Consider the following 15,423-nt stretch of genomic DNA (forward strand, 5'->3'; position numbering starts at 1 on the left):
TGGTGGAGATCCAGAAGCAGGGCTGTGGAAAACCCAACCGCATTTTCCCAAAATCCTATGAAGCGGTTCCAAACACCGACTTCAAGAAATCCGGTTCTGGTACGCCGGAGGGCTGAAAACCGTACTTATGAAGTGAGGAAATCACTCCCCGGAAGTACGAAAACCGGACGGTATATAGAAATACAAAGATTAAAAAGATTTATTTATATTCTATCCATTCCAATCCTATCCGAGCTAATTTCTGCGGGATTTTCCCTGTGGAAAACCCCGGATAGGAAAGGAATGGGGAAAGGAGCAGAATGGCACAACACGCAATTTTGCGGTTTGAGAAGCACAAGGGCAACCCGGCAAGGCCGCTGGAAGCCCATCACGAAAGACAGAAAGAACAATACGCCAGCAACCCCGACATTGACACAAGCCGGAGCAAGTACAACTTTCATATCGTCAAGCCAGAGGGCAGGTACTATCATTTCATTCAAAACCGCATTGAACAGGCCGGGTGCCGAACCCGCAAGGACAGCACACGGTTTGTCGATACGCTGGTAACTGCCAGCCCGGAGTTTTTCAAGGGGAAATCCCCAAAGGAGATACAGGCGTTTTTCCAGAGGGCGGCGGACTTCCTCATTGGCCGGGTAGGACGGGAAAATATCGTGTCGGCGGTGGTACACATGGACGAGAAAACGCCCCACCTGCATTTGACCTTTGTTCCGCTGACAAAGGACAACCGCCTGTGTGCAAAGGAGATTATCGGCAACCGGGCAAACCTGACGAAGTGGCAGGACGATTTTCACGCCTATATGGTGGAGAAATATCCTGACTTGGAGCGTGGGGAGAGCGCCAGCAGGACAGGCCGGAAGCATATCCCCACCCGGCTTTTCAAACAGGCGGTTTCCCTCTCCCGGCAGGCAAGAGCCATTGAAGCCACACTGGACGGCATTAACCCGCTGAACGCCGGAAAGAAAAAAGAGGAAGCCCTCTCCATGCTGAAAAAGTGGTTCCCGCAGATGGAGAATTTCTCCGGGCAGTTGAAAAAGTACAAGGTCACAATCAATGACCTGCTGGCGGAGAATGAGAAGTTGGAAGCAAGGGCAAAGGCCAGCGAAAAAGGAAAGATGAAAGATACGATGGAACGGGCAAAGCTGAAAAGCGAACTGGACAATTTACAGCGGCTGGTTGACCGTATCCCGCCGGATATACTGGCGGAACTGAAACGTCAGCAGCGGCACACGGTAAAGGAAAGGTGATAGATATAAGCAGAAATTTTCGCCGCCTCTGTGCGGCATTGTACCTTGAAAACTGAATATGGAGGACACTGGATGGCAAAAAGTGAAAGCGATATTTTTACACCCCGAACAGGGCAGGTTATACAAGCAGAGAACGGCACGCAGTATTTTGTATGTGGGAACAACCGTATAAAAATCTCCGAACACTTCGCCGCAGGCGGGAAGCCCCTCGGTGATCTGATTGTAGATGTGGTGCGGCATACCGCAGAAAAAGCCGCTTCAACCTGATAGCCCATCATTGATAACACGCCCACGCTTATGATATAATTGCCATAGAGCAAAAGTATTGTAAGCGTGGGTTGTTTCTTTAGAAGGAGGATTTTTACGGTGAAACAACCTTACAATACTACGATTTACAACACGGCGCTTTATATGAGATTGAGCCGGGACGATGAACTGCAAGGAGAAAGCGGGAGTATTCAGACACAACGCATGATGCTCCGGCAATATGCCGCCGAGCATGGCCTGAATGTCATAGATGAATATATCGACGATGGATGGTCTGGAACGAACTTTGACAGGCCGGATTTTCAGAGAATGATTGATGACATTGAGGACGGGAAAATCAACTGCGTTGTTACGAAGGATTTATCCCGCTTAGGCAGAAACTACATTCTGACCGGCCAGTACACGGAAATCTACTTTCCCAGCAAAGGCGTCCGCTATATCGCTGTCAATGACAATGTGGACACCATCAACGGAGAGAATGAGCTTGCCCCATTCCTCAACATTCTGAATGAAATGCACGCCCGCCAGACCAGCAAAAAGGTAAAGGCGGCCATGCGGACACGGTTCGCAAATGGCGCACACTATGGAGCCTATGCTCCGCTTGGCTATGTCAAAGACCCAGATAAGAAAGGCCATCTTCTGATTGACCCGGAAACAAGGTGGATTATCGAAAAGATTTTTGACCTTGCCGTTCATGGCCGGGGAGCCGCCAGCATTACACGGATTTTGGTCGAAGAAAAAGTACCTACTCCCGGCTGGCTGAATTTCCAGAGATACGGCACTTTCGCAAATATCTATGCCGGAGCGCCGGAGGAAAAAGCCTATGCGTGGACGATAGCGCAGGTGAAAAGTATTCTGAAAGAGGAAACCTATATCGGACACAGCGTCCACAATAAGCAGACCAACATTTCATTCAAAAACAAGAAGAAAGTACGCAAGCCAAAAGAGGAATGGTATCGTGTGGAGAACACCCACGAAGCGATTATTTCCGAAGATGTGTTCCGTCAAGTACAGGAGCAGATTTGCAACAGGCGCAGACGGCAGAAGAACGGCACAACACAGATATTTTCCGGGCTGGTAAAATGTGCGGACTGCGGCTGGTCGCTGGCCTATGGTATGAACAGCCAGAACAAAAATCCCTATGCCCACTACCATTGTAGCAAGTACGGGCAAGGATTGCACCAGTGTTCCATGCACTATATCCGCTATGATGTGCTTTACGCCTATGTCCTTTCCCGTCTGCAATACTGGTCTGTGCTGGCACAGCAGGATGGGGACAAACTTCTGAAACGGCTACTTAACGCCAGCGACAAGGAACGCAATACTGCAAGGAAGCGGCAGACAGCCGAACTGAAAAAGGCGGAAAAGCGCAAAGCAGAAGTAGACACCCTGTTTGCAAAAATGTATGAGGACTGGTCTGCCGGACGCATTACAGAATACAATTTCAATATGCTGTCCGAAAAGTATCAGGGCGAACAGCGAGAATTGGACGTAAAAATTGAACGGCTTCACGAAGCGATGGAGACCGCCGCCCAGACAGCGGTTGACGCTGAAAAGTGGATAGGTCTGATGAAACAGTATGTCAATCCCACAGAATTGACGGCTGAACTTCTGAATACGCTGATTGAAAAAATCCTTGTCCATGAAGCGGTCAAAAGTGAGGACGGAAGCCGGGAACAGGAAGTGGAAATCTTCTACCGCTTTATCGGCAAAATCGAATGACACATCTTGAGATACCCAACAATATCTTTAACTAAGGGAAACGGGGGGTATCCCACCATGACGGACGAAGCGCTGCGGCAGGCACTGACCGCGGCTTATCGCAGCGGCATGCAGCCGCTGGCGCATTGTAATGGGGATGCCGCCGCTGCGCAGTATCTGTCCGCCGTGGCGGAGATGGAGCGGTCGCACCCGGATTTCCGCGAGCTGCGGCCGGTGATGATTCATGCGCAGCTGCTTGCGCCCGACCAGATGGAGGAGGTCGCGCGGCTGGGTATCATTCCGTCGTTTTTCATTGCGCATATTCACCAGTGGGGCGATGTGCATCTTCGCAATCTGGGTGCGGAGCGCGCCGCGCGTATCAGCGCAGCGGGGTCTGCGCGCTCGCATGGCATCCCGTTTACTTTTCATCAGGATACGCCTGTTCTGCCGCCTGATATGCTGCATACGATCTGGTGCGCGGTGGAACGTGTGACCAAAGACGGCGTGACACTCGGTAAGGATGAGCGTATTCCGGTGAAGGATGCACTGCGCGCGATTACGGTGAACGCCGCCCGGCAATATTTTGAGGAAGCGCGCAAAGGATCGCTGCGGCCGGGCAAAACGGCCGACCTGGTGCTGCTCGACGCTGATCCGCTCGCCGTGTCGCCCGACCGGCTGCGCGACATTCGCGTGCTGGAAACGGTCAAGGCGGGGGAGACGGTTTTCCGTGCGTAAAAGCTGCGCGGCAAAAATCCCTTGCGTTTCACCCGTACGATGCCGTATACTAAGACGGAAGATCACCGGCCCTGACGGGGCGCAGAACAGGAGAGAAGCAATATGAATATCACCAAAGGCGATGTGCTTGAGCTGCGCCGCCGCCTGAAAAAGACCGAATGTACCTTCGGCCGCATGTGCGGCTGCTATGTCAACAGCGGCAAGCAGGTGGTGCTCAAATTCAGCGAATCTTTTTCCGAGCTGGAGGAGGATGAGTTTTACAAATATTTGGAGATTGCCAAAAAAACGCTGTCCGGTACGCTGGGCAGCAATCTGCTTGAGTTGGAGTTTGACCGCAGCGAGGCGGCCGCGGAGCATCAGAAGTACCTGCTCGCACTCAAGGAGAGTAAGCTGGCAGGCGAGGAACTGCTCGACCGGCTGTACGAGCAGATTATTGAGCAGTATGCGTATCCGGGCAACTATCTGATTCTGACGTATCATGATGTTTACGATGTACCGTCCAAGGCGACCTCGGGTGAGGAACAGGACGAGTCCGAGGAGATTTATGAGTACATACTCTGCGCGGTTTGTCCGGTCGAGCTGTCCAAGCCCGCGCTGGGCTACCGAGAGGACGAAAACCGTATCGGCGCGCGTGTGCGAGACTGGGTGGTCGGTTTGCCTGATCTCGGATTTGTCTATCCTGCGTTTGCAAACCGCGGCAGCGATGTCAATGCCGTGATGTACTATGTGAAAACCGGCAAAAGCTCGCACCCGGAACTGGTCGAGCAGGTGCTCGGCTGCGTGCCGCAGCGCACGGCGGCCGAGGACAAGCAGGCGTTTCGCAGCGTGGTGCTCGACGCATTCGGAGAGGACGAGGAGCAGGCGGACGCTGCTTTTTTCCAGATCCAGAAAACCATCAGCGGCATGGTGGCCGAGCGGGAAGAGGACGAGTCTCTGCCGCCGGTCAGCCTGACGGCTGAGACACTGTCCGGCCTTGCCACTGAGGCAGAGGTGCCGGAAAAGGTGCGCGAGCAGATTGAAAAGAGCTATGCGCATGTGTTTGGCGATACGCCGCCCGTGGCGGATAATGTGTTGGACAGCAAGCTGGTGGAGGAAGGTACTGCCCGTGCGCATACAGCGGCGCTCGAGCAAAAAGTGGCGGTTTTGCAACAGGAGTTGGCAGCGCAGGCGGCCCAGCGCGCCGACGAGGACGGCGACGCGCCGTGGCAGGAAGATGCGGAGATTGAACTGCATGTGCCGCAGGAGCGGGCAAGCCGTATCCGCGCGGATGTGGTAGACGGGCAGAAGTGTCTGCTGATCCCGCTGGAAGAAGGCGAGTACGCCCGCATCAACGGTGTGGAGCAGCCGTTGTAATTTTCCAAAATGCACAGAGGACGGGGAAAAGTCCCCGTCTTTTTGCATATAAATGGGAAAACATGCTCTGTTTTGCGTTTTTTGACCGGATATGATTGAATGTGATGGAGAAAGTGTGCTATAATGTCACTATCTAAGGTTTTTTGGAGCGTAGGAATATGGCTTATGAAAAAAGCAGACGTCGCCCCCCGAGAGAGGACGACGGCACATTGATTGAAGGCCGTAATGCGGTGCTTGAAACGCTGCGTGCAGGCCGTGCAGTGGATAAGGTCTTTGTAGCGGAGGGCGCGCGCATCGGCGACGTGGCGGCGGAGGCACGCCGGCATGGTGTGCCTGTGGTCACCTGCGACCGCCGCAAGCTGGACCATATGAGCCCGACGGGCAACCATCAGGGCGTGATTGCACAGGCGGCGGCACAGGAATACGTTTCGCTTGACGATATTTTCCGCGTGGCGGAGCAGCGCGGCGAGGTGCCGCTTATCGTCGTGTGCGACGGTATCGAGGACCCGCACAATCTGGGTGCCATCATCCGCTCGGCGGAAACGGCGGGTGCGCATGGAGTCGTGATCCCTAAGCGCCGTGCGGTCGGCCTGACGGCGGCGGTGGCGCGCGCGGCCGCGGGTGCGTTGGCCTATGTGGGCGTGCACAAGGCGAACAACCTCGCCGCCACACTCGACGAGATGAAGGAGCGTGGTGTTTGGCTATTCGGCGCGGAGACCGATGGTACAGTCGGCTTGTATGAAGCTGCCTTTGACCGGCCCACGGCAATCATCATCGGCTCGGAAGGGCAAGGGCTGAGCCGTTTGACACGAGATAAGTGTGATTATATCGTCAGCATCCCCATGCGCGGCCGCGTCAATTCGCTCAATGCGTCCAATGCTGCCGCGGTATTGCTGTTTGAAGCGGTACGTCGCCGCACGCAGGCCGATTAAAGGAGGCAAATAGATAAGGATATGGACAGAAAAGACGAAACCATGAATCTGGAAGCGATTAAAGCGATGCTCAACGACGTGCCGGACGGTGATGAGTTTGATCTGGATTCCATTATCGCAGAGGTAGAGAGCGGCACTCCTGCCCAGGCGCGTCGCGTAACCCGACCGGAAGCGTCGCCGCAGGCACATGTACAGGTGCCGAAGATGCCGGAGGCAGAGCCGCGCAAGGCTGTGCCGACGCAGAAAGCGCCTTCTGCGCCGCGCACCGCACCGAAAAATCGTGCGCCGCGTAAAGCTGAGCCGGAGGAGCAGATTCCGGATTTGACCGCTTTCGAGGAGGCGGAACAGGAGGAGCGGGCCGCGCGCATTGCTGCAAGGGAAGCCAAAGCTGCAGCGCGGCACGAAAAGGCGGCGGCTAAGGCAGCGGTTCGACAGGCAAAACGAGAAGCGAAGCTGTCCGCCAAGCAGGCGGCGGATGCGGAGGGTGGATTAGAGGATATCCCGGAGCGGCCGGGCGCATCGAAACCCACGGCGGCGATATCATCTAAACGTGCAGCCCGCGGTGCAAAGATGACGCGCAAGGAAGCGCGCGCGGCGCGTATTGCAGCCGAGCAGGCCGAGGAAGAAGAGGAAATCCAATTGCGCGATCCGGCGCAGGCACAGCGTGCGTTCAAGCGTCGCGCACAGGGCCTGTCTGTGCGTTCCATCATTGTGCTGATTCTTGCAGTGGCTGCGACATACCTGAGCCTTGCGCCCAGCTTTGATGTTCTGCCGCTGCCGGTGGCACTTGATGTGCTGGAAAATCCGACCATTGGCATCGGTGTGCTGCTTCTGCTGCAATTCATCGCGTTGTTTGTCGGTATCGATGTATTCGGCATGGGTTTTTATAATTTGCTGCATGGCATGCCTGACCGTGCTTCTCTCGTATCGTTTGCAATTCTTGCGGCGCTGCTGCACGGGGCTTCCATCATTGTATTTGATAATCAGTCCGGTGTGCAGATACCGTATCTGGCGGTCAGTATTCTGTTGCTGTACGCTGCGATGCGCGAGGAGCGTGGCCGCTTTGCGGCTCGTGCGCGCGCCTATCAGGCAATCTGTTCGGCAGAGCAGCCCGCGGCTATCTATAGCCATTATGACGCAGAAGACGATGCCTGTCGTGCGGTCAAAGGCCCGCTGCATGCGGAAAAGGCCTTTCTGGTCGAAATGGAGCGTTCGGACACGGTGGACCGCTTCTCTATGATTTATGTGCCGGTTGCGCTGGCGGCCTCCATTGTTTTTGCGCTTCTGGCTTCGGTTGGTCGTGGTGAGCCGATACGCTTCTTCTGGGCGTTTTCCGCTGTTTTGTCGGTTTCCGCTCCGCTCGGTCTCATCTGTGCGTTTGGCGCAAGTTACAAGAATGTATCTCGCCGCCTGCTGGCCTCGGGCGCGGCAATTGCGGGCGCGCGGCAAGCCAATCTGCTGCGCGGAACGGAAGAGGTCGTGTTGACCGAGAACGATTTGTTCCCATCTGGTTCGATCAGTCTGGAATCGCTGCAGAACATGGGTCGCCTGTCGGATGACAAGGTGCTCGCCTGTGCGGCGGCGCTGTCGGATGCGGCCGGTCTGGAGCTGGGCCGCGTGCTGACCGATGCCACGCGTGAGCGTTACGGTGTAACGCTGGCAGCACGCAATGTGCAGCAGGTGGAAGGCGGACTGGCCGGAGAAATTGGCACCAGTCGCGTGGTGCTGGGTACAGCGGCGCTGATGGTGAAAATGGGGATTCGTATTCCGTCCGGACAGGGCGAACAGGTTTGCTCCTATCTGGTGGTGGACAATGCGCTGGCCGGTGTGCTGACGCTGCGGTACCAGCCGACCAAGCATACTTACCGCGCGATGCGTATGATGCGCCGCATGCACATGAATGCGGTGTTGGCGGTGCGGGATTTCAATATCTCGCCTGCGATGATCGAAGCGGAGTTTGATCTGCGCCGTGGTTTTGCCGATCAGCCGGATCCTGCCAGTGTGGCACGGCTGCTCAACCCCGATTACTCCAATGGGGATGCGCCCGCCGCTATTTTAACGCGTGAGGGTGCCGGTGCGTTTTTGCAGGTGCTGCGGTATGCGGATAAGCTGGCTGGTGCTGTGCGTTCCGCGCTGACATTGGGCGCGTTTGCGGGCATTTGCGGCATGCTGATCGTTGCTTACTTAGTGTCCCAGAATGCAGCGGATGCGTTGCCGGTGATGAATATATTATTGTATTTACTTCTCTGGTATATTCCGGTGCTGATTATCACACAGCAAACGCACTAACCGATATAAAAAAGCAGGTCTGAACCTTGTGGGGTTCAGACCTGCTTTTTGCCTTGTGTGGCAATGGAGAAGAGAAGATCCGCCCGAGGCGGTAAAAAAGAGGGAGAAAAAGTCATACAGGAAGAACGGAGGCTACGGAAAAAACGGCAAGCGCAACCGCCAGCACGGCTGCTGCGGTAGCAAGATAGGCGCGTGTCATGAGAACCTCCTCCTTTGGTGTGTTAAAATGCTTTATATTATATAAACGTATGCCGTGCCGATTTTGTGACAGGAAAGTTTGTAAAAAATAAAAATTTTTTGTCCACCTGATTCCGAAACCAGGAAAGGGGAAAAAAGGCGTCAAAAATGCACAAAAAACAGCTTGCGTACATGCGCGCAATAGTGTATAATTACAAATAAGGGAGTCGTTCCCGTTAACAAAGCGCCCGCATAATAAGGCTCGGGCAGGGGAGTGTTTATCAAATATGGCCAATTACCCGGTTAACAAGATTCGTAATGTATGTCTGATGGGACACGGCGGCGACGGCAAGACCTCGCTCGTCGAAAGTATGCTCTATATCGCCGGTGTAACCGACCGTGTCGGCAAGATCACGGACGGCAACACGGTTTGCGATTTCGACCCCGAGGAAATCAAGCGTCAGTTTTCGATTTCGACGGCCGTTGCGCCGATCGAATGGAACGGCTGCAAAATCAATTTGCTGGATACGCCGGGCTTCTTTGATTTTGAAAGCGAAGTAAATTGTGCTCTGCGCGTGGCGGAATCGGCCCTTATTATCGCCACCGGCAAATCCGGCCCGGGCGTCGGCACGGAAAAGGCGTGGGAGCGCTGCGAGGCGCGCGCCATGCCGCGTATGTTTTATATCTCTAAGATTGACGAGGAAAATTCGGATTATTATACCTCGCTACATAAGCTGCAAAAGGAATTCGGCGTATCGGTTGCACCGATTGTTGTGCCGATTTTTGAGGGCAACCGCGACACGGTTGGCGTTGTGGACTGTGTCATTCGCAAGGCGTACCGCATGGAAGGCAACAAGCGTGTCGAGATCCCGATTCCGGACGATATGAAGGAGCGTATCGACCAGCATCGTGCAGCACTGTGCGAAAACATAGCGGAGTTGTCCGAAGAACTGATGGAGCGGTATTTCGCAGGCGAGGAATTTTCGGATGAAGAGCTGATCGCCGGTATTCGTCAGGGTGTCAAGGATTTGGTTATCGCGCCGGTATTCTGCGGCACTGCGGCAACCGGTATCGGTTCCTATGCGCTTTTGAAGGGTATTGCGGACTATATGCCGTCTCCGGATGAAAAGCCGGTGGAAATCTGCGAGGATGAGAAAGGCGAGCTTATTGAAATCAACTGTACGCCCAACGGTTCGACCTGTGCATTTGTATTCAAAACGGTTGCCGATCAGTATGGTCGTTTCTCGTATTTCAAGGTCATGTCGGGCGAAGTCAAGCAGGATATGACGCTGGTCAACAAGCGTGCGGATGCCAATGAGAAGATGGGCCATATCTATACGGTCTGCGGTAAAAAGACCACTGAAGTTCCGGTGGTCGGCTGCGGCGATATCGGTGCGGTTTCCAAGTTGGTCACCACCAAGACGGGAGACACGCTCTCCATGAGTGTGCGCAAGGTCGAGCTGGAGCCGATCGAATTTGCGCCGCCGTGCTATACGCAGGGCATTGCGCCGAAGGTGAAGGGGGCGGAAGAGAAGATTTCCGCAGGCCTTGCCCGGTTGCATGACGAAGATCCATCCTTTGAAACCGAGTTTAATCCGGAAACCAAGCAGCACACGATTTCGGGTGCGGGCGACATCCATCTGGATGTGCTTTGCTCCAAACTCAAGGATAAATTTGGCGTAGAAGTGGCGCTTACACCGCCGATTGTGCCGTACCGCGAGAAGATTCGTAAGACGGTGACGGTGGAAGGCAAGCATAAGAAGCAGTCCGGCGGTCATGGTCAGTACGGTCACGTTAAGATGGAATTTGCGCCGTATCCGGAAGGCGATTATGTGTTCGAGGAGAAGATTTTCGGCGGTTCGGTGCCGAAGAACTTCCATCCGGCAGTCGATAAGGGCATCCGCGAGGCAATGGAGCATGGCGTGCTGGCGGGTTATCCGCTGGTCGGTCTGCGTGCAACGCTGCTCGATGGCTCTTACCACGATGTAGACTCCAACGAGCTGTCCTTTAAGATGGCGGCGCGTCTGGCGTATAAGGCGGGTATTCCGCAGGCAAGCCCGGTTTTGCTCGAGCCGGTCTGCTCGATGAAGGTTGTTATTCCGGATGCCTACATGGGCGATGTCATCGGCGATTTGAACAAGCGCCGCGGTCGCATCATGGGCATGAACCCCATTGAGGGCGGTAAGCAGGAGATTCTGGCTGAGTGCCCGATGGCGGAGCTGTCCGACTACGCGATCACGCTGCGCTCGATGACACAGGGCCGCGGTTCGTTCGTCTCCAACTTTGAGCGGTATGATGAAGCGCCCGCACAGGTGCAGGAAAAGGTCATTGCGGAGAACAAGGCGAGACTGGAAGCGCTGAATAAGGAATAAAACATTAATTTTGTCAAAAACCGGCTGATAATCAGCCGGTTTTTTGTTGTTGTGGCTGTTATAGCAGGGTAGACGAAAAACATAATCTGTGATATAATTTTAACAAATTAAGATAGTATGGAGGTTTCTTGCGATGCACACAATCAGAAAGATCCAGGATGATCTTGTTTATGTGGGCGGAAGCGATCGCCGCTTGAGTCGGTTTGAAAATCTGTTCCCGATTCCGCGCGGCGTTTCCTATAACAGCTATTTGCTGCTGGATGAAAAGACCGTTTTGTTTGACACAGTGGATGACGCGATCAGCCGTCAATTCTATGAAAATATTACCGCTGCACTGGCGGGCCGCCCGCTTGACTATTTGGTGGTTCACCATATGGAACCGGATCATTGCAGCATGATCGTTGCGTTGCTGCACCGCTATCCTGAAGCAAAGATTGTTTGCAGCGCGAAGGCATTGGTTATGCTGACGCAGTTTTATGCGGAGGACATGAAGGAGCGCGCTCTTGTGGTTGCGGAAGGGGACAAGCTCTCTACCGGCCGCCATACGCTGCATTTTGTGATGGCGCCGATGGTGCATTGGCCCGAAGTTATGGTCACTTATGATGAGCCGAGCAAAATCCTGTTTTCGGCAGATGCGTTCGGCACATTCGGTGCATTGCCCGGCAATATTTTTGATGACGAATTGGCATTTAACAGTGTTTGGCTGAACGATGCCCGCCGGTATTATACCAATATTGTGGGTAAGTACGGCGCGCAGGTGCAAGCGTTGCTGAAAAAAACCGCAGCGTTTGATATTGAGATGATTTGCTCGCTCCACGGCCCGATCTGGCGCGGCAATCTGAAACTGTTGCTGGATAAATACCAGAAGTGGAGCACCTATGAGCCGGAGGATAGAGGCGTGATGATCGCCTATGCCACGATGTATGGGAATACAGAGAATGCGGTGAATGTGTTGGCCAACATGCTGGCCGATAAAGGCGTGCATAATATTACAATGTATGATGTATCCGGCACGGACATTTCTGAGCTGGTGGCGGAGAGCTTCCGTTGCAGTCATCTTGTGCTGGCGGCGCCGACCTATAACGGTGGTTTGCAGCCGCGCATGGAGGCATTCCTGAACGATATCAAGGCTTTGAATTTGCAGAATCGCACGGTGGCGCTGTTGGAAAACGGCACTTGGGCACCTGCCTCCGGTCGTCATATGAAGGTGATTCTGGAAGGAATGAAGAATATGACCATGCTGGAAAATACGGTTGCACTCAAGTCTGCGCTGGCCGACAGTCAGGCGGATTCGCTGGAAGCATTGGCGAATGAGATTGCAGCTCAGGTTTTAGAATAATTTTTCTTCCTATGGCGCATATCAAATGCCGTCCGGCAGAAACTATGGTTTCTGCCGGACGGCGTTTTGTTGTTCTGTTTTGATGTTTGACCGCATAGGATAAAGCAAAAGCAGGAGGGGCGATAGCATGATTGTTTTTGCAGCCAAGGTATCGGTGAAAAAAGTAGTGGCAGGCGCACTGGCAGTAGGTGCTGTGGTTTTGGGTGTCGCGTTGTTTGTGCCGACGGCGGACACAATGCTTGTGCAAACCGCTTCGGGTGAAATAGATTTGAACAGTAAATTAAAAAATAATGAGCAGCGTGTAGCTTTGCTCGAGAGCTACGGTTGGAAGGTCAACCCGGAGCCGCGCAGTGAGCGTGAAGTGCAGATACCCAAAACCTTTGACGACACCTATCAAGCCTACAACGCCATTCAGTTGGGCCAAGGGCTGGACCTTGCGCCGTATCAAGGCAAGCGTGCGACGCTTTATACCTATGAGCTGACCGAATATCCGACCGGGGAAGAAGGTGTTATCGCCAATTTGCTTATCCGACGCAATCAGTTGATAGCGGCAGATATCAGTTCGGCGGAGGCCAATGGCTTTGTGCACGGTATCACGGAAATGCCGGAAACGGATTCGACACAATGAGCTGTGTGCAGAGAACGGTGTGGCCTATCCGCAATATGAGAGGAGTTGGTTGCAGACTGTGCAAATTCACAAAAAATCTCAGAATAGATTCTCGTAACGATGGATTGAATTTAGGGAATTGCACTTTTTCTGCAATTCCCTATTGTGCAATTTGCGAAAAAGTGGTATGCTATTAGCAGGAATGAATTGTCGGGGGAGACAAAATGCCACGGATGCGATTGGACAAGTTGCTGGCGCATTTGAATTGCGGCAGTCGTAAAGAGGTACAGGCCATGATTCGCGCGGGTCGCGTGCAGGTCAATGGCGCAGTGGAGCGTGACCCCGGGGCAAAGGTGGACTCAGACAGCGCACAGGTGGAACTTGACGGGCAGCCGCAACGGTATCAGGCGCAGCGGTATTATATGCTAAACAAGCCGGCAGGCGTGATTACTGCCAGTCGGGATGCGCGACATGCTACTGTATTGGATCTCTTCCCGACGGAAATGCAGCGCGGTCTGTTCGCGGTCGGACGGCTGGACAAAGATACCGAAGGACTGCTCATCGTGACGGATGACGGTGCATTGAGTCATGCACTGATGAGTCCGTCGCGTCATGTGTGGAAAGTTTATGAGGCGGTAGTGGAGGGCACGCTTCTGCCTGAGGCGGAGTCTCTCTTTGAAACAGGGGTGAGGCTTAAGGATGGCACGGTTTGTCTGCCCGCCTGTTTGGAACGGCTGAGTGGAAATGACAAGCAGCGTGTGCGCGTCACGCTGCGGGAAGGAAAGTATCATCAGGTCAAGCGCATGATAGCGGCGGTAGGAGGCGTCGTAGTGCAGCTGCGCCGTGTGCAGTTAGGCGGCTTGCGGCTTGACCCGGCGCTGCCGGAAGGTGCGTTTCGCGCTCTGACCGAGAAAGAGTTGGAATTGCTTCGACAGCCGTCGAGGGAGTGTATCTAAAAAATATGCAAAAAAATAATTTTTTTTGTACAAAAATGTAGAAGGCTATGTTATAATGTGTTAAAATGCACAGAGAATATCAAAGGTTCTTGTGAACAATGTCAGGATACGGCAGTTTGTTTAGCGGATGTGACTGTCATAGTGCGAAAACGCACAAGAATAGGGAAATACAGGAAAGGTGATGGAAATGGCGTCAAGATTGTTCCAGTCGATTGTTTTGCAGATGAAGGACACGGTAGAACGCACCATTGGTATTGTAGATGCGAGCGGCGCGGTTGTAGCGTGTACCGATCTGCCCCGTATCGGCGAAATGCGGGAGGAAGCGATCACCGAGCTTGGCTTTGCGGGTGAAATTGTCCGTTTTGGCGGCTACACCTACCATACTACCGGCGATCGTTCCAGCCGGCTGGAATACGCTGTTTTCGTGCAGGGAGAGGATGAGCTGGCGCGCAGTATCTGCTCGTTGGTGGCGGTTGCAATCAACAACATCAAAACGTTGTATGACGAAAAGCACGACAAGGCGACATTTGTCAAAAACATCATTTTGGATAACATTCTGCCGGGCGATATCTATATCAAATCCCGTGAGCTGCATTTTGGAAATGATGTGCCACGCGTGGTTTTTCTGGTGCGTCAGCAGATGCCGGCGGATGTTGCGGCCATTGATGTGGTAACAGGTATGTTCCCGGATAAGCAGAAGGATTTTGTGCTGCACATTTCTGAAACAGATATTGTAGTCGTCAAAGAAGTCAAGCCGGGCAGCGACGCCAAGGATTTGGCTAAGATTGCCGCATCCATAGAAGAGGCGCTGCTCAGCGAGTTGTCGGTCAAGAGCCTGATTGGCATCGGTTCGGTTTCGTCGCAGATGAAGGACATTGCGAAGTCCTTTAAGGAGGCGCAGACTGCCATTGAGGTCGGCGCAGTATTCGATACCGAAAAAAATATCATCAGCTTTGAGAATCTCGGCATTGGCCGTCTGATTTATCAGCTGCCGATTACGCTGTGCGAAATGTTCCTCAGCGAGGTGTTTAAAAAGGGCTCGATTGATTCACTCGATCAGGAGACGCTGTTTACCATTCAGAAGTTTTTTGAAAACAACCTGAATGTATCTGAAACCTCGCGCAAGCTGTTCGTACATCGCAATACACTGGTTTATCGACTGGAGAAGATCAAAAAACTGACCGGACTGGATCTGCGCGAATTTGATCATGCGATTGTGTTCAAAGTGGCGTTGATGGTGCGCAAATATCTGGCCAGCCGCGAAGAAAATGTTCGCTGAAGTGCGGCTGTTCACAAAATCTTCACATGAAAAAACAGCTGTGTAGGAAAATGGCAGGGATTGTTGTAGGTTTGTCAAACATATTGGACAGAGAACTCTAAAGGAGAAAGCCAACCCAGAGGCCTCATGGGAAAGTTATTGGAGCAGCGGTTATGGACAGCAAGCTGCTTTG

General features: G+C 53.4%; 12 protein-coding genes and 1 pseudogene. All 13 read left to right on the forward strand.

Annotated features, from left to right (window positions below):
* Positions 1-116, forward strand: a pseudogene (locus ACTQ3V_RS14135) (replication initiator protein A); the annotation flags it as partial.
* A gap of 183 nt (positions 117-299) precedes the next feature.
* The gene (gene mobV, locus ACTQ3V_RS14140) at positions 300-1,244 is read left to right on the forward strand and encodes a MobV family relaxase (protein ID WP_002334814.1); all 945 of its coding nucleotides are present in this window, start codon (positions 300-302) and stop codon (positions 1,242-1,244) included.
* A 72-nt stretch (positions 1,245-1,316) separates the two neighbouring features.
* Positions 1,317-1,511, forward strand: coding sequence for a hypothetical protein (locus ACTQ3V_RS14145; RefSeq protein ID WP_002334813.1), 195 nt, complete (start codon positions 1,317-1,319; stop codon positions 1,509-1,511).
* A gap of 99 nt (positions 1,512-1,610) precedes the next feature.
* On the forward strand, positions 1,611-3,233 hold the full coding sequence (locus ACTQ3V_RS14150; protein WP_002334812.1) for a recombinase family protein: 1,623 nt from the start codon (positions 1,611-1,613) through the stop codon (positions 3,231-3,233).
* Between the two features lie 6 nt (positions 3,234-3,239).
* Complete coding sequence (locus ACTQ3V_RS14155) at positions 3,240-3,947, forward strand: amidohydrolase (RefSeq protein WP_441468079.1); 708 nt, start codon at positions 3,240-3,242, stop codon at positions 3,945-3,947.
* A 102-nt stretch (positions 3,948-4,049) separates the two neighbouring features.
* Positions 4,050-5,300 (forward strand): DUF4317 domain-containing protein, encoded by a 1,251-nt coding sequence (locus tag ACTQ3V_RS14160; protein ID WP_441468080.1) that lies wholly within the window; start codon positions 4,050-4,052, stop codon positions 5,298-5,300.
* A gap of 158 nt (positions 5,301-5,458) precedes the next feature.
* Positions 5,459-6,232, forward strand: a complete 774-nt coding sequence (gene rlmB, locus ACTQ3V_RS14165; RefSeq protein ID WP_441468081.1) for a 23S rRNA (guanosine(2251)-2'-O)-methyltransferase RlmB — start codon at positions 5,459-5,461, stop codon at positions 6,230-6,232.
* Between the two features lie 21 nt (positions 6,233-6,253).
* Positions 6,254-8,521, forward strand: coding sequence for a hypothetical protein (locus tag ACTQ3V_RS14170; protein WP_441468082.1), 2,268 nt, complete (start codon positions 6,254-6,256; stop codon positions 8,519-8,521).
* A gap of 464 nt (positions 8,522-8,985) precedes the next feature.
* Positions 8,986-11,070 (forward strand): elongation factor G, encoded by a 2,085-nt coding sequence (locus ACTQ3V_RS14175; RefSeq protein WP_441468083.1) that lies wholly within the window; start codon positions 8,986-8,988, stop codon positions 11,068-11,070.
* A gap of 133 nt (positions 11,071-11,203) precedes the next feature.
* Entirely contained in the window at positions 11,204-12,409 is a 1,206-nt protein-coding gene (locus tag ACTQ3V_RS14180; protein WP_441468084.1) for an FprA family A-type flavoprotein, read from the forward strand.
* A gap of 127 nt (positions 12,410-12,536) precedes the next feature.
* Positions 12,537-13,037, forward strand: a complete 501-nt coding sequence (locus ACTQ3V_RS14185; RefSeq protein WP_441468085.1) for a DUF4830 domain-containing protein — start codon at positions 12,537-12,539, stop codon at positions 13,035-13,037.
* Positions 13,038-13,240: 203 nt separating this feature from the next.
* Positions 13,241-13,972, forward strand: coding sequence for a pseudouridine synthase (locus tag ACTQ3V_RS14190; protein ID WP_441468086.1), 732 nt, complete (start codon positions 13,241-13,243; stop codon positions 13,970-13,972).
* A 187-nt stretch (positions 13,973-14,159) separates the two neighbouring features.
* A complete protein-coding gene (locus ACTQ3V_RS14195) occupies positions 14,160-15,251 on the forward strand; it encodes a PucR family transcriptional regulator (protein WP_441468087.1) in 1,092 nt (363 codons plus the stop codon).
* Positions 15,252-15,423 lie beyond the last annotated feature (172 nt).

It is taken from the genome of Candidatus Agathobaculum pullicola (genome assembly GCF_052117205.1).
In the GTDB taxonomy this organism is placed as follows: Bacteria; Bacillota; Clostridia; order Oscillospirales; family Butyricicoccaceae; genus Agathobaculum; species Agathobaculum pullicola.

What these genes read in the sequence shown, in the direction of transcription:
- mobV (WP_002334814.1), top strand. Translation starts at nt 300, where the DNA reads ATGGCACAACACGCAATTTTGCGGTTTGAGAAGCACAAGGGCAACCCG.
- ACTQ3V_RS14145 (WP_002334813.1), top strand. Translation starts at nt 1,317, where the DNA reads ATGGCAAAAAGTGAAAGCGATATTTTTACACCCCGAACAGGGCAGGTT.
- ACTQ3V_RS14160 (WP_441468080.1), top strand. Translation starts at nt 4,050, where the DNA reads ATGAATATCACCAAAGGCGATGTGCTTGAGCTGCGCCGCCGCCTGAAA.
- rlmB (WP_441468081.1), top strand. Translation starts at nt 5,459, where the DNA reads ATGGCTTATGAAAAAAGCAGACGTCGCCCCCCGAGAGAGGACGACGGC.
- ACTQ3V_RS14170 (WP_441468082.1), top strand. Translation starts at nt 6,254, where the DNA reads ATGGACAGAAAAGACGAAACCATGAATCTGGAAGCGATTAAAGCGATG.
- ACTQ3V_RS14175 (WP_441468083.1), top strand. Translation starts at nt 8,986, where the DNA reads ATGGCCAATTACCCGGTTAACAAGATTCGTAATGTATGTCTGATGGGA.
- ACTQ3V_RS14180 (WP_441468084.1), top strand. Translation starts at nt 11,204, where the DNA reads ATGCACACAATCAGAAAGATCCAGGATGATCTTGTTTATGTGGGCGGA.
- ACTQ3V_RS14185 (WP_441468085.1), top strand. Translation starts at nt 12,537, where the DNA reads ATGATTGTTTTTGCAGCCAAGGTATCGGTGAAAAAAGTAGTGGCAGGC.
- ACTQ3V_RS14190 (WP_441468086.1), top strand. Translation starts at nt 13,241, where the DNA reads ATGCCACGGATGCGATTGGACAAGTTGCTGGCGCATTTGAATTGCGGC.
- ACTQ3V_RS14195 (WP_441468087.1), top strand. Translation starts at nt 14,160, where the DNA reads ATGGCGTCAAGATTGTTCCAGTCGATTGTTTTGCAGATGAAGGACACG.